This window comes from Cellulomonas sp. (assembly GCF_035634735.1).
GTDB lineage: Bacteria > Actinomycetota > Actinomycetes > Actinomycetales > Cellulomonadaceae > Cellulomonas.
Genome location: NZ_DASQCJ010000234.1, coordinates 1 through 21,301, shown reverse-complemented (window position 1 = coordinate 21,301; position 21,301 = coordinate 1). Strand labels below are relative to the sequence as shown.

Below are 21,301 nucleotides of genomic sequence, written 5' to 3'. Positions count from 1 at the left end.
CGTCCGGCCGCCGCCCGCGGGCGCCGCGGGGGCGCGGACCCGCTAGAGCCGCACGCCCAGCAGCGCGTTGACGGCGCGGGCCACCACGCCCGGCGCGCCCTCCTCGACCTCGGCCGCCGCACCGCCGGCCAGCGAGGCGTCGGCCCAGGCGTCGACGGCGCGCAGGGCGCGGGGCGCGTCCAGGTCGTCGGCGACGGCGGCGCGCACCTCGGCGAGCAGGGCCGCCGACGCGGGGCCGCCGTTGCCGGACACGGCGGCGCGCCACCGGTCGAGCCGGGCCTGCGCGGCGTGCAGGACCTCGTCGGTCCACTCCCAGTCGGCCGCGTAGTGGTGGTCGAGGATGGCGAGCCGGACGGCCATGGCGTCGACGCCGTCCGCGCGCAGCTGGGAGACCAGCACGAGGTTGCCGAGCGACTTGCTCATCTTCTGCCCGTGCAGGCCGACCATGCCGGTGTGCACGTGGGTGCGGGCGCCCTCGCCGGCGTCGAGCAGCCGGGCGTGCGAGGTGCTCATCTCGTGGTGCGGGAACCGGAGGTCGGAGCCGCCGCCCTGGACGTCGAACGGCAGGCCGATCCCGTCGCGCGCGATGACCGCGCACTCGATGTGCCAGCCCGGTCGGCCGGCGCCGAGCCCGTTGCCGTCCCAGGACGGCTCGCCGGGCCGCGCGGACCGCCAGAGCAGCGGGTCGAGGGGGTCGCGCTTGCCGGGCCGGGCCGGGTCGCCGCCGCGCTCGCCGAACAGCGCGAGCATCTCGGCGCGGTCGAGGCGGGCGACCTGGCCGAACGCCGGGTCCGCGGACAGGTCGGCGTAGACGTCCCCGGCGCCCGCACCGTGCGCGTCGGGCGCCCCGACGACGTAGGCGGTGCCGGCGGCCAGCATGGCCTCGACGGCGGCCACGACGTCCGGCACGGCCTCGACGGCGCCGGTGTAGACGTCCGGCGGCACGACGCCGAGGGCGGTCATGTCCTCGAGGTAGAGCGCGGTCTGGTCCGCGGCGAGCTCGCGCCAGTCGACGCCGGTGGCCTCGGCGCGCTCCAGCAGCGGGTCGTCGACGTCGGTGACGTTCGACGCGTAGCGGACGCGCTTGCCCTCGTCGAGCCAGCCGCGGACCAGCAGGTCGAAGGCGACGTACGTGGCGGCGTGGCCCATGTGGGTCGCGTCGTACGGCGTGATGCCGCAGACGTACACCGTGGCGTCCGGGCCCGGGGCGGCGACGACCAGGTCGCCGGTCGAGGTGTCGCGCACGCGCACCGGGCCTCCCTGGCCGGGGAGCTGCGGGATCTGCGGGGCGGGCCAGGTGAGCACGGCGTCGAGCGTACCGGCCGGCGCGGGGCGGGGCGGCCCGCGGCCGGGCCGGGGTGACGGACGCCACCGCTCCCCCGTCCGGGTCACGGCGCGCCCGCGGCGGCGCGTCGGTGGCCCGGGCCGCGGGTGGCGCCGGGAGAATGCCCCCGTGGAGAGAGCGTGGGTGCACCAGGGCGACGGCTGGGCCGAGACGGACCCCGACGGGCTGCTGGCCCTCCTGGCCGCACCGGAGCCGCCGGTGGCGTGGGTGCACGTCGACTCGCTCGACCTGCTGGCCGACGCGGCGCGGCAGGCGGGCGTCCCGGAGTCGGTGGTGCACCGCGCGGTCGCCGACCACGGCCCCGCCGCCCCGGGCGACCCGCGGCGCCCGCAGCTCCGCCGGCTGCCCGGCGGCGGCCGCTACCTGGTGAGCCCGACGCTGGCCTACGACGGCAGCACCCGCGACGTCACGACCGGCGTCTGGGCGGCGCTCGTGGTGGACGAGGTCACGATCACCGCCGAGGAGGGGCCGGGCGCCCTGCTGGCCGACGTCCGGGACCACCTGGGCGAGGGCGACCACCTGCCGCAGGACCGCGAGAGCCACGTGTTCGCCGCGGTGCTGATGGCGCTGGTCCGGCGGGCCGGCGACGTCGAGATGGGCATCGGCGAGGCGGTCGCCGACGTCGAGCAGCTCGTGTTCAGCCCGCAGGCGCAGGACCCGGCCGAGGTGGTCTACGACCTCAAGCGGGAGATCGGCGAGGCGCGCCGCGCGCTGGTGCCGCTGCTGTCGGCGTTCCCCGACCTGGTCGCGGAGCAGGAGGACGCGCAGCGCGAGACCCGCACGATGCGCTGGCTGCGCCGGCTCGACACCGTGCTGACCAAGGTCGACCGCCACCTCGACGCCCACGACGCGCTGCTCGGCGACATGCTGTCCGTGCACCTGTCCCGGGTGTCCGTGCGGCAGAACGAGGACATGCGGAAGATCTCGGCCTGGGCGGCGATCATCGCCGTGCCGACGCTCATCGCCGGGGTGTACGGGATGAACTTCGACCACATGCCCGAGCTGCACTGGCTGCTCGGGTACCCGGCGTCGATCGTCCTGATGGGCGCGGCCGCGGGGCTGCTGTTCCGGCTGTTCAAGCGCTCGGGCTGGCTGTGACGCCGCCCCCGGCGCCCGCGCGCCCCGGGGTCAGGCCCCGGCGAGCGGGTCCAGCACGCCGGTGAGCAGCAGCAGGGAGACGACGACCGCGAGCCCGATCCGGTAGATCACGAACGGCCGGTACGAGTACGTCGACACGATCTTGAGGAACCCGATGATCACGACGTACCCGACGACGAACGCGATGAACGTCGCGATCAGCGTCGGCAGGACGCCGGGCGTGCCGGCCTCTCCGAAGGTGCCCACGCTCTTGGCGAGCTGGTACAGCCCCGAGCCGAGCACGGCCGGGATGGCGAGCAGGAACGAGTACCGGGCCGCGGCCGTCCGGCTGTAGCCCATCAGGCGGCCGGCGGTGATCGTGCCGCCCGAGCGGGAGACGCCCGGGACGAGCGCCATCGCCTGCGCCAGCCCGAAGTACAGCGCGTGCCGCGGGGTCAGGTCGGTGAGCTCGCGGGTGCTGCTGCTGCGCCGGTCGGCCCAGTCCAGGACGAGCGCGAACACCGTGAGGGTCAGCACGATCAGCCACAGGTTGCGGAACGGCGCCTCGATCGCGTCCTGGAACAGCAGGCCGAGCACGACGATCGGCACGGAGCCGAGCGCGATGTACCAGGCCATCTGCGCGTCCCGGTCCGGGGTGCCGCCGACGGGGGCGCCCACGCGGGACCGCCAGTCGCCGCCGAGGTCGCCGCGCACCGCGCGCCACCAGTGGGTGCAGATCCGCGCGATGTCGCGCCGGAAGTACAGCAGGACCGCGGTCTCGGTGCCGATCTGCGTGATCGCCGTGAACGCCGCGCCCGGGTCGCCGGAGCCGATCAGCTCGCCCACGATCCGCAGGTGCGCGCTGGACGACACGGGCAGGAACTCGGTGAGCCCCTGGACGAGGCCGAGGACGATCGCCTCCCAGACGCTCATGCGCCGGTGCCGATCGGGGACGGGGTGCTCGGGTGCGCTGCCACGAGGCGCCACGATAGCCGCTGGTCACCCCCGTGCCCGGACGACCCGGCGGCCCGGATACCCTCACGGCATGGAACAGCGCCAGCTCGGACGGACCGGCCTGCGGGTCTCCCACCTCGGACTCGGGACGCTGACCTGGAGCAGGGACACCGACGAGCACGACGCGGCCGAGCAGCTGCGCGACTTCGCCGAGGCGGGCGGGACGCTGGTCGACACGTCCGCGTCGTACGCCGACGGCGGCGCCGAGGAGCTGCTCGGGTCGCTGCTCGGCCGGGTGGTCCCCCGCGACGAGGTCGTGCTCTGCACCAAGGCGGGCGTCCGCCGCACGCCGGAGGGCGGGGTGGTCGACGCGTCGCGCGGCGCGCTCCTGGACGGCCTGGACGCCTCCCTGCGCCGGCTCGGCACCGACCACGTCGACCTGTTCCTGGTGCAGACCCCCGACCCGCGCACGCCCCTGGCCGAGACCGTCAGCGCGCTGCGCCGGGCCGTCGACTCGGGCCGCGCCCGGTACGTCGGGCTGTCGAACCACGCGGGCTGGCAGGTGGCGCGCGCCGCGACGCTGCTCGGCGACGACCCGGGGCTGGCCGCGGTCGAGGCGGAGTACTCGCTGCTGCAGCGCGGGATCGAGCGCGAGGTGCTGCCGGCCGCGGCGGACCTGGGCGTCGGCGTGCTCGCCTGGTCGCCGCTCGGGCGCGGCGTGCTCACCGGCAAGTACCGGCGCACCGTGCCCGCGGACTCCCGTGCGGCCTCGCCGCACCTGGCCGGGTTCGTGGAGCCGTACCTCGGCTCGGTCGCGGCGGCGGTCGTCGAGGCGGTGGTCATCGCGGCCGACGGGCTGGGCCGCGCGCCGCTCGAGGTCGCGCTGGCCTGGCTCCGGGTGCGCGCGCAGGTCGCCTCGGCGGTCGTGGGCGCCCGGACGCCCGCGCAGCTGCGCGCGTCGCTCGCGGCGGAGGACGTCGAGCTGCCGCCGGAGATCCTGCGGGCGCTCGACGAGGTCAGCGCGCCGGCGACCGGGTACCCCGAGCGGCGCTGACGCCTCGCGCGGCGCGCGGGCGCACCGGCCGCACCGGGCCGGCCCGCCCGGCGTCAGCCGTGCAGCGCGCCGTCGTGCTCGTCGTCGTCCTCGTCGGACTCCTCGGGCAGGTCGTCCGCGTCGTAGTCGTCGTCCTCGTCGTCGTCCTCGTGCTCGTCGTCCTCGTCGTCCTCCTCCGCGAGGTAGAACGGCGTGGCCTCCCCGTGCACGGTGCCGAGCGCGTCGTCGTAGACCTCGAACGCGTCCGCGAGCACGTCGTACGCGTCGTCGACGGCGGGGTCGTCCTCGCCCCGCCGGGTGGACACGGCGGTGTAGTGCGCCTCGAGTGCTGCGATGAGGCGGTCCAGTGCCGCGCGCGGGTCGATAGCCATGCGATGACCGTAGCGCCGCACCAGGCACAATGGCACCACGACCCGATCGGAAGGCGGTGGGCATGGCAGGCACGACGCGCTCGGGACGCCCGGGCGGCCCGGAGCAGGCGCGGCAGTACGAGTACCGCGTCCTCACGATCCCCCGGACGACCAGCCGCGGCGACGCCCGACGCCTGCTCACGGAGCAGGCGGAGTACGGCCGCTGGGAGCTGGCCCGCACCCTCCTCTACGCGGGCGGCGAGCGGAAGGTGTGGCTGCGGCGCCGGATCATCCGGGTCCGGTCCACGCTCGGCGCGCTGGGCGACTGACGACCGGAACCCCGCGGGCTCGCCGCCTCAGGTCGTGGCTCCCACGGCGGCCGGCGTCCCACGGGCCGGGCGCGGGGCGGGTCACGCCTCGCGCAGCAGCCCGTCCAGCACGCGGACGCCGAACCGGAGCGAGTCCGCCGGGACGCGCTCGTCGACGCCGTGGAACAGCGCGGTGAAGTCGAGGTCGGCCGGCAGCCGCAGCGGCGCGAAGCCGTAGCCCTCGATGCCGAGCCGGGCGAGCGACTTGTTGTCCGTGCCGGCCGAGAGCATGTACGGCAGGACGACGGCCCCCGGGTCCTGCGCGCGCAGCACGTCGGTCATCGTGTCGACCAGCGAGCCGGTGGCCGGGACCTCCAGGCCGATGTCCAGGTGCTCGGGCTCCACCCGCACGTGCGGGCCGGCGAGCTCGCGGACCTTCGCCAGCACCGCCTCGTGGTCGCCGGGCAGCGGCCGGACGTCGACGGTCGCGGTGGCGCGGCCCGGGATGACGTTGGTCTTGTAGCCGGCGTGCAGCTGGGTCGGGTTGGCCAGCGTGCGGATCGACGACCCGACGAACCGCCGGGCCGGCCCGAGCGCGCCGATCAGCCGGTCGATCGCCAGCGGGTCGTCGACGTCGAGCGGCAGGCCCGTGAGGTCGGCGACGCCCTCGAGCAGCGCGAGCACCGTCGGGGTGAGCCGGGTGTCCCACTGGTAGGCGCCGATCCGGGCGATCGCGCTGGCGAGCTCGGTCACGGCGTTGTCGGGGTTGACCGCCGAGCCGTGGCCCGCGGTGCCGTCCGCCACCAGCCGGAGCCAGGCGATGCCCTTCTCGGCGGTCTGCAGCAGGTAGGCGCGGCGGCCCTGCACGTCGACGGAGAACCCGCCGACCTCGGAGACGGCCTCGGTGGCGCCCTCGAACAGGTCGGGGCGGTGGTCGACGAGGTGCCGCGCGCCGTACCTCCCACCCGCCTCCTCGTCGGCGAACATGGCGACGACCACGTCCCGGGCCGGGCGGCGCCCCTCGCGGACCATCTGGCGGACGACCGCCAGGATCATCGCGTCCATGCCCTTCATGTCCACGGCGCCGCGGCCCCAGACCATGCCGTCGAACTCCTCGCCGGCGAACGGGTCGACCTTCCAGTCCTTCGCCTCGGCGGGGACGACGTCGGTGTGGCCGTGCAGCACCAGCGCCGGGCGGCTGCCGTCCTCGCCCGCGAGGCGCACCACGACGTTCGCGCGGCCCGGGGCGGACTCGATCAGCTCGGGGTCGAGGCCGACCTCGTGCAGCAGGGCCATGACGTGCTCGGCGGCGGAGCGCTCGCCGGGGCCGGAGCCGTCGCCGTAGTTCGACGTGTCGAACCGGATGAGCTCCTGCGCGATCCGCACGACCTCGCCCTCGGCCGCCGCGGTGTCGTGCTGGTCGGCGGGCGGGGCGGCGGGTGCGTCGGTCATGCCCCCACGCTACCGGCCGCACGGGCGCGCCCGGCCCGCGCGTCCACTCCGCCCGCACCCCGCGCCGAGGTAGGACCGTCACGCCGAGATAGGGCCGGGGACGGTCCTCCCTCGGCGCGCAGGCCCTATCTCGGCGGCAGGAGGCGGGCCGCTCAGGCCGAGGTCAGGCCCCGGCGGGCCAGCAGCGGGGCGATCTCCGGGTCGCGGCCGCGCAGGTCGCGGAACGCCTGCATCGGGTCGACCGAGCCGCCGCGCGAGAGGAGCTTCGCCCGGAACGTGTCGCCGTTCTCCCGGCGCAGGCCGCCGTTCTCCTCGAACCAGGTGACCGTGTCCGCGTCCAGGACCTCGGACCAGATGTACGAGTAGTACCCGGCGGAGTAGCCGCCGCCGAACACGTGGTTGAAGTACGTCGTGCGGTACCGCGGCGGCACCGGCGCGAACGCGATGCCGGCGGCCTCCAGCGCGGCGGCCTCGAACGGCACGACCTGCTCGACGTCCGTCGGCACGTCCTCGGGCGCCAGCCGGTACCAGGCCTGGTCGAGCAGCGCCGCCGCCAGGTACTCGGTCGTGGCGAAGCCCTCGCCGTCCTGCCGGGCGGCGATCAGGGTGTCCACCCACTCCTGCGGCATCGGCTCGCCGGTGACGTGGTGCACCGCGTACGCGCGCAGGATCGCCGGCTCCCAGGCCCACATCTCGTTGACCTGCGAGGGGTACTCGACGAAGTCGCGCGGCACGTCGGTGCCGGACTGCGACGGGTACCGCACCGCGGAGAACAGGCCGTGCAGCGCGTGGCCGAACTCGTGGAACAGCGTGATGACCTCGTCCCAGGTGAGCAGCGTCGGCTGGCCGGCCGGCGGCTTCGGGATGTTGAGGTTGTTCACCACGACCGGCGCCTCGCCGAGCAGCGTCGACTGGTCGACCAGGTTGTTCATCCACGCGCCGCCGCGCTTGGAATCGCGGGTCCAGTAGTCGCCGAGGAACAGGCCCAGGCCGGTCCCGTCGGCGTCGGTCACCTCGAACACCCGGACGTCCGGGTGGTAGCCGACCAGGTCGGCGCGCTCGGTGAAGGTCAGGCCGTACAGCTCCCCGGCGGCGCGGAACACGCCGTCGTGGAGCACGCGGTCCAGCTCCAGGTACGGGCGCAGGGAGGAGTCGTCGAGCGAGCGGCGCTCCTTGCGGACCTGCTCGGCGTAGTACGCCCAGTCCCAGGCCTCGAGGGTCGCGCCGGGGACGTCGCGGCGCAGCGCCTCGGCCAGGTCGGCGGCCTCGGCCCGGGCGTTCGCGACGGCGGCGGGCGCGAGCCGGCCGAGGATGTCGGCGACGGCCTCGGGGGTCTTCGCCGTGGCGTCCTCGGCGATGTACGCGGCGTGGTGCTCGTACCCGAGCAGGCGGGCGCGCTCGGCCCGCAGGCGCGCGAGCGCCAGCAGCGTGGCGCGGGTGTCGTGCTCGCCCCCGCGGCCGCCGCGGGCGACCGACGCGGTGTGCAGCCGCTCGCGCAGCGCGCGGTCGGTGAGCTGGGCCAGCGCCGGCTGCTGGGTCGGCAGGATCAGGTCGATCAGCCAGGCGCCCTCGTGCCCGCGGCGGGCGGCGGCCTCGGCGGCGGCCGCGCGCGCGTCCTCGGGCAGGCCGTCGAGCTCGGCCTCGTCGGTGACGAGCACCGCGGAGTCGTTGGTCTCGGCGAGGAGCTGCCGGCCGAACACGGTCTCGAGGCGGGTGATCTCGGCGTTCAGCTCGCGCAGCCGGGACTGGGCGGCGTCGTCCAGCCGCACGCCGGCCCGCACGAACTGGGTGTGCTGGCGGTGCAGCAGCCACGCGGTGTCCGGGGCGAGCTCCAGGTCGCCGGCCTCGGCCGCGGCGCGCAGCGCCTCGAGGCGCGCGAACAGCCGGCGGTCCAGGTAGATGGCGTCGCTGTGCGCGGCGAGCAGCGGCGCGACCTCCTCCTCCAGCGCCTCGAGCCCGGGGGTCGAGTCGGCCGACGACTGGTTGAAGAACACGATGGCCGCGCGGTGCAGCAGGCGCCCGGAGCGCTCGAGCGCGTCCAGGGTGTTCTCGACGGTCGGGGCGTCGGCGGAGGCGGCGATGGCCTCGACCTCGGCGCGCTGCTCCGCCATGCCGGCGAGCAGCGCGGGCCGGTGGTGCTCCTCGCGGATCGCGGCGAAGTCGGGCAGGCCGTACGGCAGCGCGGACGGGGCGGCGAACGGGTTGTCCGCGTCCAGGGTGGTGGGGGTGCTCATGCCCGCCATCATCCCTCGTTGCCCGAGGCAGCCGCCGGAGAGCGCTCGCCGACACGCCGGGGCCGGACGTCGGTGGCGAGCAGGCTGCCGAGCCACTCGTCCCGGCGGACGCCGCGCTGCACGGCGCCCAGGCGCAGCTCCCCCTCGACCCGGAACCCGGCCCGCTCGGCGACGGCGCGCGAGGGGCCGTTGCCGACGTAGGCCCGCCAGGACACCCGGACCAGGTCCAGCCGGCCGAACGCCGCGTCGAGCACGAGGTCCACGGCGCGGGACATCAGGCCCCGGCCGCGGGCCTCGGGCGCCAGCCAGTAGCCGATCTCGGCGGAGCCCGCGCCCTCCATCCCGAGCCCGACCATGCCGAGCAGCGCGTCGTCCGCCGCGTCGCGCACGGCCCAGTTGCACGAGGTGCCCCGCGCCCAGCCGTCCGCGACGTACCCGGTCACGAAGGACTCGGCGTCCGCCCGCGCGTACGGGCTCGGCACGGTCGTCCACTCCTGGATCGCCGGGTCCTGGCAGAGCGCGTCGATCCGGTCGACGTCGGCGGGGCCCGGCGCGCGCAGGACGACGACGCCGTCCGTCAGCTCGAAGATCTCCATCGGCCCACCCTGCCACGGACGCCGGGCGCGGGTCCCGGCATTTCGTCCGTCGCCGCTGGTCAGGCCGCCAGCACGACCCCGGGATCGGCGACCGGCAGCCCGTGGGCCGCGCCGACGCCCGCGTGGTAGAGCCGCCCGGCGTGCGTGGCGAGCCCCGCCGCCAGCGCCGGGTCGGCCGCCAGCGCCTCCCGCCAGCCGCGCGCCGCGAGGGCGGTGAGGTAGGGCAGCGTGGCGTTGGTCAGCGCCTGCGTGGCGGTGACCGGCACCGCGCCCGGCATGTTGGCGACGCAGTAGAACACCGCGTCGTGCACCGCGAACGTCGGGTCGTCGTGCGTGGTCGGCCGGCTGGACTCGAAGCAGCCCCCCTGGTCGACCGCCACGTCGACCAGCACCGAGCCCGGCCGCATCGCGGCGACCATGTCGTCGGTGACGAGCTTCGGCGCGCGCGCCCCCGGCACCAGCACGGCCCCGACGACCAGGTCCGCGTCGGCGACCGCCTCCCGGACCGCGTACGCGGACGACGCGAGGGTGCGCACCCGGCCGCCGAACGCGGTGTCCAGCTCGCGCAGCCGCGGGACGGACACGTCCAGCACGGTGACGTCGGCGCGCATCCCGAGCGCGACCTCCGCGGCGTGCTGCCCGGCCACGCCGCCGCCGATCACGACCACCCGCCCCGGCGCGACGCCCGGGACCCCGCCGAGCAGCCGGCCGGAGCCGCCCGCGCTGCGCATCAGGTGGTACGCGCCGACCTGCGCGGCGAGCCGGCCGGCCACCTCGCTCATCGGGGCGAGCAGCGGCAGCGAGCGGTCGGGCAGCTGGACCGTCTCGTAGGCGATCGCGGTGGTGCCGGCGGCCAGCAGCGCGTCGGTCTGCCGGCGGTCCGCGGCGAGGTGCAGGTAGGTGAACAGCACCAGGTCGTCGCGCAGGTACCCGTACTCGGACGGCACCGGCTCCTTCACCTTGCACACCAGGTCGGCGCCGCCCCAGACCGCGGCGGCCCCGTCGACGACGGTCGCGCCGGCGGCGGCGTACTGCTCGTCGGTGATCGCGGAGCCGCGCCCGGCGCCGGCCTGCACCAGCACCTCGTGCCCGGCGGCGGCGAGCTGGTGCACCCCGGCGGGGGTGATGGCGACGCGGTACTCGTGGTTCTTGACCTCGGCGGGGATCCCGACCCTCATCGCAGCCTCCTGGGGCGTGGCGTGGCGCGGCGCGCGCCGGTCGGGCGCACGTCGGTCCTGCGGCGACGGGCCGCCCGGCGGGGTCGCCGCGCTCGCGGTCCGTCGGGGCCAGGGTAGGCACCGGCGCGCGCGGTCGCCCGCGGCGCGCGGCTCCTGCGCGCCGGCGCGGGCAGGGTCAGCCCGCCAGCCGGTCCGCGACGCGCGCCCAGTCCCGCGCCCGGGCGAGGCCGCGGTCGACCTCCCGCGCCGCGGCGGGCCGGCCGCCGCCGTGCTGCCACGCCCAGAGCGCCGCCTCCGTCCCGCGGGCGACGGCCCACCGCGCGGCGCCCGCGGCGTCCAGGCCGGCACGGTCGGCGACGAGGACGAGCCGCTGCCGCAGGGTCCGCACGGGGTCGCCGGTGCGCCACGGGTCGGCGACCTGCTCGAGCAGCGGCCAGAGGTCGTAGCCCGGGTCGCCGGACAGCGCCTTGGGGTCGAGCGCGACCCAGCGCGCTCCCCCGGCACCCGCGACGCCCGCGGCGTCCGCGGTGTCCTCGGTGCCCGCGGCCAGGAGCAGGTTGCCCGGGTTGAGGTCGCCGTGCAGCGTGGCGACGGCCCCGGCCCCGGCCCCCGCCCCGCGCAGCGTCGCCTCCGCCGCCCGCAGCAGCCCCCGGTCCAGCGGGACCCCGGCGTGCACCGCCCGACCGGCCCGCTCCGCCGCGACGTCCGCCAGCCGCGGCCCGACGTCCGCCAGCGCGGGCAGCCCCGCCGGCGCGGGCGCGGCGTGCAGCGCGCGGAGCACGTCGGCCGCCTCGGCCAGCCGCCGCGCCACCGGCGTGCGGACGGCGCGCATCGGCGTGCCCGGCCGCGCGCGCCCGAGCAGCAGCGCCCAGTCGTCCGGGTGCGCGTCGACCAGCGGGACCGCCCCGCGCCCGCCCCAGGCGCGCAGCACGGCCGCCTCGTCCCGGGCCTCGTCGTGCGGGAACGACACCTTGAGGACCAGGTCCCGTCCGGCGGCGTCGCGGGCGGGCGCGCACCAGGAGGCCGAGCCGGATCGGAACGGCTCGCCGAGCGCGAGGCCCCAGCGGTCGACCGCGCGGTCGACGAGCCCCGGCAGGCGGGTGAGCCACGCGGCGCCCTCGGGCGTGCGGCCCGCGCCGGCGAGCAGGGCGGCGGGCAGCACGGGACCGGGCCGCCCCCGGACGCCGCTCCCGCCGGCACGGCGCGCCTCCCCCGGCGCGCGGGCCCCGCTCAGCAGGATCGGCTCAGCGTCGGGGGGCACGGACGCCAGGCTAGCCGGACCGCGCCCGCGCCCTCCCCGCGCGGAGGAGGCCGCATGGACACGTACCGGAAGCGCCGCGCGGGCGCGCCGCCGGGGTTCTTCGCGTGCGAGGCGGCGGGGCTGCGCTGGCTCCGGGTGCGGGGAGGCGCGCCGGTCGTCGAGGTGCTGGGCGTGGGCGCGGACCACCTGGACCTGGCCGCGCTGACGGAGGTCGCGCCGTCCCGCCGCGCGGCCCGCGACCTCGGCCGGGGGCTGGCCGTCACGCACGACGCCGGGGCGCGCCGGTTCGGCAGCCCGCCGGACGGGTGGTCGGGCGACGGGTTCTTCGGCCCGCTGGACCAGCCGCTGCCGATGCCGGCGGGCGACCACGAGCGGTGGGGCGCGTTCCTCGCCGACTGCCGGGTCGAGCCGCTGGCCGCGGCGGCGGAGCGGCGCCGGGCGCTCGGGCCGGACGACGTCGCGCTGCTGCGTCGGCTCGCGGACCGGCTGCGCGCGGGCGACTGGGACGACGACGACGGCCCCGCGCGGCTGCACGGCGACCTCTGGTCGGGCAACGTGCTGTGGACGCCGACCGGCGCGACGCTGATCGACCCGGCGGCGCACGGCGGCCACCGGGAGTCCGACCTCGCGATGCTCGCGCTGTTCGGCTGCCCGCACCTCACCGACGTCCTCGACGCCTACCAGGAGGTGCACCCGCTGCGCCGCGGGTGGCAGCACCGCGTCGCGCTGCACCAGGTGTACCCGGTCGGCATGCACGCCGTGCTGTTCGGCGGCGGGTACGCCGCCCAGCTGCGCCGGCTCGCGGCGCCCTACGTCTGAGGGCCCGCGCGTGGCGGGCCCTGCGCCCGGCGGGGCCCGTGGCCCCGCCCGGGCGGGTCAGCACCTGTACGCCACCGTCCGCCGCGCCCGCTTGTCCTTCTCCCGCGCGACCTGATCCGCCCCGGCCTCGTTGAGGGCCGTCGGTGACGAGCCACCCGTCCCGCGTCCGTCCACCCCTCACGAGGGGCGCGTGCTCCGCGTCCGGGCCGGTCCCTCCGCGGCGGGATGCTGCACCGCCGCGCGGACCGGGAGCTCTGAGTCTCACCCCGTCCAGCGCGGCGGCGCCAGCGTTTATTCCGGTCAGCCCACCGGGTCGGTGGTCATGCGGACCGTGAGGGTGACCTCGGTGCCCCGCTCGACCGAGCCCGACGTCGGGTCCTGGGTGACGACGACCCACTGGGTCGGGTCGTCGATCGGGCGGCCCTGGCCCGACGCGTCGGCGGCCTGGACCTCGAGGCCGCGGGCCTCGAGGGTCTCCTGCGCGGTCGCGAGCAGCAGGTTGGTCTGGTCGATGACCTGGACGTCCTGGGACTCGGACGACGCGGTGGTGGTGTCGTCGGAGGCCGAGCCCGCCGACGTGCTGCCCTCGGAGGAGGCGCAGGCGGCGAGCAGGGAGACCGTCGCGACGGCGGCGGCGGCCACGCTGAGGGTGCGCGTGGTCCGACGACCGGCTCGGGCGATGGACATGTTCATCGAGGGCCCTCCTGGGCTGTTGCGGTGCGTCACGGACCGCGGTCCCCGGGGTCGCCGGTCGCCGCGGAGGGCGCGGGACGGGCGAACGCTCCGCGCTGCGGCTCGCAGGCGGCCGTCGTCGGCAGTCGAGCGGCCGCCCGGGACGTGCCCCGGCGGGCGACGCGCCCTCGGCCCACAGCCTACGCCTGTCGACCGACAGGTTTCGTCCGTATGTCGGCGATCTGTGACGCAGCCACCAGCGCCGACGCCCGGACGGCGCAGGGATTCACCCGCGCGCGCACCCCGGGCGGGTGCGTCAGGCCGCCGCCCGGGCCCGGGCGGCGGTGCGGAACCGCGCGCCGTAGTGGTCGAACGTCGCCGGCAGCGGGTCCGTGGCGAGGTGGCGGGCGCGGGGGAACACCAGGTCGGCCTCCGCCAGCCGGGCCAGCAGCCGGCCGGCGACGAGCAGGACGACGTTCCGGCCCGGGCAGGACACGGGGCCGCCGCTGAACGGGACGAGGCCCCAGTCCGCGTCGGCCCGCCCGTCCAGCCACGCCTCCGGCGCCCAGGCGTCGGCGAAGTCGAGCCGCTCGGGGTCGCGGTGCACGTGCGCGCTCACGACGGCGAAGCTCGTGCCCGCCGGGAGCTCGCGGTCGCCCCAGGTGGTCGGCGCGGTGCTGTCCCGCAGCACGACCAGGGTCGTCGGCCACAGCCGGACCGACTCGAGCACCGCCGCCCGCGCGTACGGCTGCAGGGCGGCCCCCGCGGCGGCCTCGGCCCGCAGCCGGTCCCGCACCGCCGGGCGCGCGGCGGCGACCGCGAGGGCGCGCAGCACCGCGGCGCCGGCCGCGTCGAACGCGAACAGCCACTGCGGCACCTGCCCGGCGGGGTCGACGCCCCGGTCCGCCTGCGCGGCGGCGGCGTGCGCGATCAGGCTCCCGGGCTCGGCGCGGCGGACGTAGGCGTGCAGCCGGTCCGCCAACTCCGCGCGCAGCCGGGGTCGGCGCGGGTGCAGGTAGGCCCAGTTGGCGGCCCGGCGGAGCGTCCCGAGCACGTCGGTGATCCGGTCGTCGTCCCGCGCGGACTCCCCCAGCACGACGGTCCGGACGGTGCGCCAGAACGCCGGGGCGAACGTCTTCCAGTCGAGGACGCCGGCGCGGTCCACCTCCGCCAGCAGCGCGCCGGCCTCCCGGTCCACCGCCGCCAGCAGGGCGGCGGCGTCCCGGTGCACCGGTTCGGAGGTGTCGAGCGCCTGCTCGTTGAGCAGCCGCCGGGCGGGCCGCCGCCCGGTCGGCGAGATCAGCACGCCGTCGGGCTCGAAGTGGCCGAGCGCCGCGCGCTTCTCGACGGTGGCCGGGCTGAACGGCTCCGGCGACCCCGCGAGCAGCGCGCCCACGTCCCCGGCGTCGAGCGGGAGCACGAGGCGGCGCGGGCCCAGCCGGAGCACCACGGGCGCGCCGCCGTGCTCCCGCCGCAGGTCGCGCAGCAGCGCGCCGGCGGACCGGTCGGTCTGCCGGCGCTCGGCCCGGGCGGTCGCGCGCGGCCGGCGGACGATCGCGCCCTGCGCGACGAGCGGACCGGCCCCGGCCCAGGTCGACGGGAGTGCGCGGGCTGACGGCGGGGGCGAGGGGCATGCGGGTCCTCCGGGGGTGGGGTGCGGCGGGCGTGCTGCGGGGCGTCACGGGGTCAGCGCGGCCTCCTCCGGCTCGGACAGCGACAGCACCGCCCCGACGACGCCCGGCACCGCGGTCACCTGCCGCTCGACCGAGGCGAGCACGTGCGACGCCTCGTCCTCGGCGAGGTTGCCGGCCAGGTCGACGGCGCCGACCAGGAACAGCTGCCGCGCCCCGACCACCTCGAGCCGGAGCTGGGTCACCCGGGCCACCTCGGGCATCCCGAGCAGCGCCCGCACGGCCGCGCCCTGGAGCGCCGGGTCGGCGGTCTCCCCCACCAGGAACCGCCGGTTCCGGTCGATGAGGAGCACGGCGACGACCGCCAGCAGCACGCCGACCAGGATCGAGCCGATCGCGTCCGGGACCGGCGAGCCGGTGATCTGGTGCAGCGCGATGCCCGTGCCCGCGATGACGAGGCCGACCAGCGCCGCGGCGTCCTCGAAGAACACCGCCCGGACCGTCGGGTCGGACGTGGCGAGGACGTGGTCCCACAGGTCCATGTCCCGGCGCGCGGCCGCCCGGCGCGCCTGCCGCCAGGCCTGCAGGAACGACGTCCCCTCCAGGAGGAAGGCGACGCCGAGCACGACGTACGCGACGACGTAGGACGACGCGGGCTCCGGGTGCACGAGCTCCTGGACGCCGTGCGTGATGGAGACGCCCGCGCCGACCGCGAACAGGCCGATCGCCGCGAACAGCGACCACACGTAGACCTCGCGCCCGTAGCCCAGGGGGTGCGCCCGGTCCGGCGCCCGCGCCGCGCGGCGCTGCGCGACGAGCAGGAAGACCTCGTTGCCGGTGTCGGCCCAGGAGTGCGCCGCCTCGGCGAGCATGGAGGCGGCGCCGGTGAGCACCGCCGCCACGGTCTTGGCCACGGCGATCAGCGCGTTGGCGGCGAAGGCGACGACCACGGTGAGGGTGCTCTCGGCGTGGCCGTCCGCCGGGGCGCGCGGGCCGTCCGGCGTGGTGACGGGGCTGGTCATGGTCCCGGACTAGCACAGCGCCGTCCCGCCCGCACGGCCGGGCGGGTGCCGGGGGGACCGCAGGACGGCGCGTCGCGGTCCCGTCTACGCTCGTCGGGATGCCCGCACCCGACGACGCCCCCGAGACCCCCGCGGCCGCGCCGCCCGCCCGACCCGCCGGTCCCGCCCGCCCCGCGCGCGCCGGCCGACGCCGCCGGTGGCTGCTGCACGGCCTGCTCGCGCTCGTCGCGCTGCTCGCCGCGCTGGTGTTCGGCGTGACGACGGCGACCGCGGAGTCCAGCCTCGGCCCGCACGAGGCCCGGTACGACGTCACGACGGACGCGACGGTGACGATCGACCTGGGGCCGTTCGGCACGCTGCAGATCGACTCGCCGCTGCCGCTCGGCCTCGGCGCGCGCGTCACGGTCGAGGAGATCCCGGCCGACGTCGACGCGCTGCACGACATCGACACCCTGCAGGCCCTCACCGGGGACCTGAACTCCTACCTGCAGTTCTTCACCGGGCCGCAGGCCACCATCGAGGACGCGGCGCGGGCGCTCGTCGCGAACGCGCTGTGGCGGACGCTGGGCGCGCTCGTCGTGCTCGTCGCGCTGTGGTTCGCGGGGCGCTGGCTCCTCGGCCCGGGGCGGCGGGAGGAGCTCGTGGACCGGCTCGCGCCGCACACGGCGCAGCTCACGGCGGGCGGGCTGGCGGTGGTGCTCGTCGGCACGCTGGTCACGGCGAGCGAGCGGGGCGACGCCGCGGAGCGGACGGTCTCGCAGACCGCGTCGGCCGTGTTCGACGGGACGCCGCTGGAGGGCGCGCGGATCACCGGCCGGCTGGGCGGCATCGTCGACACCTACGGCGGCCTGGTGGTCAAGGCGTTCCGGGAGAACGAGGAGTTCTACGACCAGGCCGACGACGCGCTCGTCGCGGCCTGGGGCGACTGGGAGACCCGGCGGGACGCCGAGGCGGCGGCGGACGAGGACGCCGGCGCGGGCGCGGACGCCGGCCAGGGCGACGCGGCCGGCGGCGGCGCCGCCCCGGGCGCCACCGCCACCGCCGGCCCGGGCGGCTCGCCCTCGCCGACTCCCGCGGAGTCCACCGACGAGGAGGCGGAGCCGCTCACCCTGCTCCTGATCTCCGACCTGCACTGCAACGTCGGCATGGCGCCGCTGATCACCTCCCTCACCGAGATGTCCGGCGCCCAGGTCGTGCTCGACGCCGGCGACACCACGATGAACGGCACCTCGGTCGAGCAGTACTGCGTGACCACCTTCGCAAGGGCGATCCCGGACGGGGTCGACCTCATCACCGCGCCGGGCAACCACGACTCGGCCGAGACCACCGCCCAGTACGCCCGCGCGGGTGCGACGGTGCTGGACGGCGGCGTGATCGACGTGCGGGGCCTGCGGATCCTGGGCGACCACGACCCGAAGGCCACCCGCCTGATCCAGACGCAGACCCAGGACGAGTCGTACGCCGAGGTGGGCACCCGGCTGTCCGAGGTCGCCTGCGAGGACCCCGACGGCGTCGACCTGGTGATGTTCCACAACCCGCGGGCGGCCCCGGCGATGCTCGCCGACGGCTGCGTGCCCGCCCTGCTGTCCGGGCACATGCACACCCGCACGGACCCCGAGCAGATCGGCGAGGGCATCCGGTACATCTCCTCGTCGACCGCCGGCGCGCAGGAGAACGAGCCCCGGATCGGCCCGCTCAAGGGCACGGCGGAGATGACCCTGCTGCGCTGGGACCCCACCACGCGCGAGATCCTCGACTGGCAGCTGGTGGAGATCGGCACGGACGCGAGCGCGGTCGTGCACGACCCGGAGCGCTGGCCGGCCGTCGTCCCGCTGCCCGACGACGAGGACGACGGCGCGGCCGGGACCGGCCCGACGGCGACCCCGACCGGCGCCGCCACGGAACCCGCGGCGGGCTGACCCCGCCCCTGCCGGTCCCGGCCGCCCCGCGACACGTCCGTCCGCCCCCTGAGACGGGGGCGGCTGACCCGTGCGGCTGCGCGGCGGCCCGTGCCACACTCGCGACCATGACCACCGCGCTCCCGACGTGCCGCTCCCTGCGGCGCGCCTGCGCGTGTCCGCTCTGTCGGGCCTGACCGCCTCCCCCTGCCGTCAGATCCGCGCGGGACGTCGACGTCCCGCCCCGCCGCCCGCGAGCGGCGGACCCCCGAGGAGCACCCCCGTGAGCGTCCTGACCCCTGCCACGCCCGCCCGCACCGCCGGCCACCCGGCCGCCGCGCCGGCGCCCGACCTGCCGACCCGGGCCGGGCTCCGCCGGTTCGAGGAGCTGCTGGCCGCCCTGCCGCTGACCCCCGCCGTCGTGGTCGACCTGCCCGCCCGCCGCCTCGTGGTCGACGGCGCGGACGTCGACCTGACCCGCCAGGAGTTCGACCTGGTCGCCTACCTGGCCCGCTCCGCCGGCCGCGTCGTGAGCCGCGACGAGCTGTACGACGGCGCCTGGCGCAGCCAGGACCTGTCCGACCGCACCCGGACCGTCGACGTCCACGTGCGCCGGGTCCGCGCGAAGTCGGGGCTGGGTGGCCTCATCGCGACCGTGCGCGGCGTCGGCTACCGCCTCAACGCCCTGGACGGCCTGCGCGTCGTGGCCTGAGGGGCCCGGCGGGTCGCCCTCCTGTGGCGGGCCGGGCGCCGGCGGGTGACGCTGGCGCTCGGAACACCCCCGCACGCCCCTGGAGGTCCCCGTGGCCCACACCGACGACGAGCAGACGAGCACCGAGCGCGCCGACGCCCCCGCGCCGGACGACCCGCGCAAGCCGGACTCGCCCGACGACCTGACCAAGCGGTCGTGGAAGTACGTGCTGCGCACCACGGCCCGCGAGTTCAACCACGACCAGTGCACCGACCTGGCCGCCGCGCTGACCTACTACGCGGTGCTGGCGATCGCGCCGGGGCTGCTGGCCGTGGTGTCGATCCTCGGCCTGGTGGGCGACGGGCAGCAGCTCGTCCAGCGGCTGGTCGAGACGGCGACGGGCCTGATCGGGCAGGACCAGGCCGAGAAGACGCTCCAGCCGATCCTGGAGAACCTCACCAACTCCCCCGGCGCCGGCCTGACGTTCGTCATCTCGCTGGTGGTCGCGCTGTGGTCCGCCTCCGGCTACGTGACCGCGTTCAGCCGCGGCATCAACCGGGTCTACGAGATCGACGAGGGCCGGCCGATCTGGAAGCTGCGCCCGGTGCTGCTCCTGGTCACGCTCGTGCTGGTCCTGTTCGCCGTGATCATCACGGTGGCCGTCGTGCTGTCGGGCGGCATCGCGCGGACCGTGGGCGACGCGATCGGGCTGAGCTCGGTCGCGGTCACCGCCTGGAACATCGCCAAGTGGCCCGTCGTGCTGCTGCTGGTGATCGTCGCGGTCGCGATCCTCTACTACTTCACGCCGAACGTCCGGCAGCCGAAGTTCCGCTGGATGAGCGTGGGCGCGCTGGTCGCCGTCGTCGTCTGGATCCTGGCCTCCGTCGGGTTCGGGTTCTACGTCGCGAACTTCGGGTCGTACGGCAGCACCTACGGCTCGCTCGCCGGCGCCATCGTCCTGCTGCTGTGGCTGTGGATCACCAACCTGGCGCTGCTGTTCGGCGCCGAGCTGGACGCCGAGATCGAGCGCGGCCGGGAGCTCCAGGGCGGGATCGAGGCCGAGCGCACGATCCAGCTGCCGCCGCGGGACACCCGCGCGAGCGACAAGAAGCGGGCCAAGGCCGAGGAGGACGTGCGTCGCGGCCGGCTGCTGCGCGAGGCGCGCCGGACGCGCCCGCCGCGCTGACGGCCCCCTCGGCCCGCGCCCGGGCTCAGGCCGCCGTCACCCCCGCGACGTCGAGCAGGTCGGCCAGGCCGCCGATCGTGCGGGCGCCGTTCCCGCCCGGCACGACCGGCACCGGCCCGGTCCCCCAGGCCGGGACGCTGGTGAGGAACGACTCGGGGTCGTGCCGCATCAGGCCGATGATCGTCTCGGCGACCAGCCGGCTGCCGACGGGCCCGAGCGAGTTGCCCGACGTCAGGACCTCGGCCTCCTTGAGCACGTAGTACCAGAGCGGCGTGCGCCCGGTGAGCTCCGGGCTGGTCAGCGCGGACCGCACTCCGGCCGGCGCCCCGCGCAGCAGCTCGGCGCGGGTCAGCGGGCGGATCCGCAGCGCGCGGGCCACGGCCTCCCCCGTCGGCACGCCGAGCAGGTAGCCGCGCAGCAGGTTCCGCTTGGCCAGGTGCTCCTGGATGCCCGCGAGGTCCCGGGGCTCGTTCCGCATCACCGACAGGTCGTCGGCGAGCTGGGTGTCGATCGCCCGGGCGAAGTGCCGCGGGTCCGGGTCGCCCTTGTCGACGAACCGGTCCCACTCGATCGCCCAGTTCTCCGGCAGCGTCTGCGCGCCGCCGATGAACCCGCCGCGCCCGGTGAACTGGAACAGCTGGTCGAGCGTGGCCCGCGGCGCGACGAAGCCCGGGTCGCCGAAGTTGCGGTTGTAGTCGTAGGCGTTCCGGACCTGGGAGTGCCCGAACCGGATCGCCGCGACGGAGAACTCGAGCGGCATGACCGGCCCGCGCTTGGCCGGGAACCGCTGCAGGTACAGCCCCTTGAGCTCGGACAGCACCCAGTCGACCGTCCCCGGCACGGTCACCGTGCGCAGGTAGTCGTGCACGATCAGCCACTGGTGGGTGTGCCGGACGAACTGCTGCGCCCGGGCCAGCAGGTCGGCGTCGGACAGGCCCGGCTCCGCCGTGCGGATCGCGGTCACCACCGCGTTGTGGAACCGCAGGTAGGCCGTGTGCAGCTGCCCGACGACCAGGTTCTCGTCGTTGCGGGAGTCGCCGATCGTCGCCGGGAACTGCGTCCGGCCGGTCGCCGGGTCGGTCACCGGGTGCCGGCCGGGCAGGTCGCGGGCGGCGGGGTCGGTGGCCGCCGGCACCGGCTGGCCCGGCGCGGGCGCCGCGAGGGTGCCCACCCGCAGGAACGGCCCGTCGTAGAACGCCGCCGACCGGTCGCCGTCGGGCCCGTCGCCGTAGACCGAGTCCAGGTTGAGGTACGGCTGCCGGGCGTTGCCGAGCGCGTGCCGCACGGTGTCCGCGTCGACGGGCCGCAGCCCCGGGTCCGCGATCGCCGGCTGCTGCAGCCGCGGGTCCGCCGAGTCCTCGAGCGTGAGGTCGTGGTCGATGAACTGGCCCCAGTACGTGTAGGCCGCCGGGATCGTCGACGGCGGGGCCGGGCTGGCGGCCGGCTCGGCCATCGCACCGCCGAGGCGGCGGAGCAGCGCGATCACCTGCGGCGGGTCGGCCGACGGCAGGTGGGCCTCGGCGTCGCCCACCAGGTCGGCGAACAGGTAGCCGAAGTCCGAGGCGCGCGCCTG

Annotated in this window: 19 protein-coding genes; 7 read left to right on the top strand and 12 right to left on the bottom strand. The window is 76.8% G+C overall.

The annotated features are described in order from the left end of the window. Positions 1 to 42 precede the first annotated feature (42 nt). The gene (gene mshC / locus VER05_RS19020; RefSeq protein WP_324846877.1) at positions 43 to 1,305 is read right to left on the bottom strand and encodes a cysteine--1-D-myo-inosityl 2-amino-2-deoxy-alpha-D-glucopyranoside ligase; all 1,263 of its coding nucleotides are present in this window, start codon (positions 1,303 to 1,305) and stop codon (positions 43 to 45) included. 148 nt (positions 1,306 to 1,453) lie between these two features. Here mshC and VER05_RS19015 point away from each other — a divergent pair, with 148 nt between their 5' ends. Beyond that, on the top strand, positions 1,454 to 2,443 hold the full coding sequence (locus VER05_RS19015) for a CorA family divalent cation transporter (protein ID WP_324846876.1): 990 nt from the start codon (positions 1,454 to 1,456) through the stop codon (positions 2,441 to 2,443). 30 nt (positions 2,444 to 2,473) lie between these two features. Here VER05_RS19015 and VER05_RS19010 read toward each other — a convergent pair whose 3' ends face one another. Next, entirely contained in the window at positions 2,474 to 3,355 is an 882-nt protein-coding gene (locus VER05_RS19010; RefSeq protein WP_324846875.1) for an undecaprenyl-diphosphate phosphatase, read from the bottom strand. Between the two features lie 112 nt (positions 3,356 to 3,467). Here VER05_RS19010 and VER05_RS19005 point away from each other — a divergent pair, with 112 nt between their 5' ends. Then, positions 3,468 to 4,430 (top strand): aldo/keto reductase, encoded by a 963-nt coding sequence (locus VER05_RS19005; RefSeq protein ID WP_324846874.1) that lies wholly within the window; start codon positions 3,468 to 3,470, stop codon positions 4,428 to 4,430. A 53-nt stretch (positions 4,431 to 4,483) separates the two neighbouring features. On the opposite strand, the gene VER05_RS19000 is transcribed toward VER05_RS19005, so the two are convergent. Then, the gene (locus tag VER05_RS19000) at positions 4,484 to 4,801 is read right to left on the bottom strand and encodes a primosomal protein (RefSeq protein WP_324846873.1); all 318 of its coding nucleotides are present in this window, start codon (positions 4,799 to 4,801) and stop codon (positions 4,484 to 4,486) included. Positions 4,802 to 4,863: 62 nt separating this feature from the next. On the opposite strand from VER05_RS19000, the gene VER05_RS18995 reads away from it, so the two are divergent. Beyond that, entirely contained in the window at positions 4,864 to 5,109 is a 246-nt protein-coding gene (locus VER05_RS18995) for a DUF5703 family protein (protein WP_147796572.1), read from the top strand. A gap of 81 nt (positions 5,110 to 5,190) precedes the next feature. On the opposite strand, the gene VER05_RS18990 is transcribed toward VER05_RS18995, so the two are convergent. The 5 genes from VER05_RS18990 to VER05_RS18970 form a co-directional block, all read right to left on the bottom strand. Continuing rightward, positions 5,191 to 6,540 (bottom strand): M20/M25/M40 family metallo-hydrolase, encoded by a 1,350-nt coding sequence (locus VER05_RS18990; RefSeq protein WP_324846872.1) that lies wholly within the window; start codon positions 6,538 to 6,540, stop codon positions 5,191 to 5,193. A 152-nt stretch (positions 6,541 to 6,692) separates the two neighbouring features. Next, positions 6,693 to 8,774 (bottom strand): M3 family metallopeptidase, encoded by a 2,082-nt coding sequence (locus tag VER05_RS18985; RefSeq protein ID WP_324846871.1) that lies wholly within the window; start codon positions 8,772 to 8,774, stop codon positions 6,693 to 6,695. Positions 8,775 to 8,782: 8 nt separating this feature from the next. Then, positions 8,783 to 9,370, bottom strand: coding sequence for a GNAT family protein (locus VER05_RS18980; protein WP_324846870.1), 588 nt, complete (start codon positions 9,368 to 9,370; stop codon positions 8,783 to 8,785). 59 nt (positions 9,371 to 9,429) lie between these two features. After that, positions 9,430 to 10,548 carry an alanine dehydrogenase gene (gene ald, locus VER05_RS18975; RefSeq protein ID WP_324846869.1) on the bottom strand — a complete coding sequence of 373 codons (1,119 nt, stop codon included), beginning with the start codon at positions 10,546 to 10,548 and terminating at the stop codon, positions 9,430 to 9,432. A 175-nt stretch (positions 10,549 to 10,723) separates the two neighbouring features. Next, positions 10,724 to 11,809: an aminoglycoside phosphotransferase family protein gene (locus VER05_RS18970; protein WP_324846868.1), complete on the bottom strand. Its 1,086-nt coding sequence runs from the start codon at positions 11,807 to 11,809 to the stop codon at positions 10,724 to 10,726. A 54-nt stretch (positions 11,810 to 11,863) separates the two neighbouring features. On the opposite strand from VER05_RS18970, the gene VER05_RS18965 reads away from it, so the two are divergent. Next, the gene (locus VER05_RS18965) at positions 11,864 to 12,628 is read left to right on the top strand and encodes a fructosamine kinase family protein (protein ID WP_324846867.1); all 765 of its coding nucleotides are present in this window, start codon (positions 11,864 to 11,866) and stop codon (positions 12,626 to 12,628) included. 300 nt (positions 12,629 to 12,928) lie between these two features. On the opposite strand, the gene VER05_RS18960 is transcribed toward VER05_RS18965, so the two are convergent. From VER05_RS18960 to VER05_RS18950, 3 genes are all read right to left on the bottom strand, one after another. Continuing rightward, the gene (locus tag VER05_RS18960; protein WP_324846866.1) at positions 12,929 to 13,321 is read right to left on the bottom strand and encodes a PASTA domain-containing protein; all 393 of its coding nucleotides are present in this window, start codon (positions 13,319 to 13,321) and stop codon (positions 12,929 to 12,931) included. A gap of 295 nt (positions 13,322 to 13,616) precedes the next feature. Next, entirely contained in the window at positions 13,617 to 14,750 is a 1,134-nt protein-coding gene (locus VER05_RS18955) for a cytochrome P450 (RefSeq protein ID WP_324846865.1), read from the bottom strand. Between the two features lie 228 nt (positions 14,751 to 14,978). Further along, entirely contained in the window at positions 14,979 to 15,953 is a 975-nt protein-coding gene (locus VER05_RS18950; RefSeq protein ID WP_324846864.1) for a cation transporter, read from the bottom strand. 98 nt (positions 15,954 to 16,051) lie between these two features. On the opposite strand from VER05_RS18950, the gene VER05_RS18945 reads away from it, so the two are divergent. From VER05_RS18945 to VER05_RS18935, 3 genes are all read left to right on the top strand, one after another. Continuing rightward, a complete protein-coding gene (locus tag VER05_RS18945) occupies positions 16,052 to 17,872 on the top strand; it encodes a metallophosphoesterase family protein (protein WP_324846863.1) in 1,821 nt (606 codons plus the stop codon). Between the two features lie 262 nt (positions 17,873 to 18,134). Then, positions 18,135 to 18,563: a winged helix-turn-helix domain-containing protein gene (locus VER05_RS18940; protein ID WP_324846862.1), complete on the top strand. Its 429-nt coding sequence runs from the start codon at positions 18,135 to 18,137 to the stop codon at positions 18,561 to 18,563. Positions 18,564 to 18,654: 91 nt separating this feature from the next. Continuing rightward, positions 18,655 to 19,728 carry a YihY/virulence factor BrkB family protein gene (locus VER05_RS18935; protein WP_324846861.1) on the top strand — a complete coding sequence of 358 codons (1,074 nt, stop codon included), beginning with the start codon at positions 18,655 to 18,657 and terminating at the stop codon, positions 19,726 to 19,728. A 25-nt stretch (positions 19,729 to 19,753) separates the two neighbouring features. Here the strand turns inward: VER05_RS18935 and VER05_RS18930 are convergent. Then, the coding region (locus VER05_RS18930) for a heme peroxidase family protein (RefSeq protein WP_324846860.1) at positions 19,754 to 21,301 on the bottom strand (1,548 nt) is incomplete at its 5' end.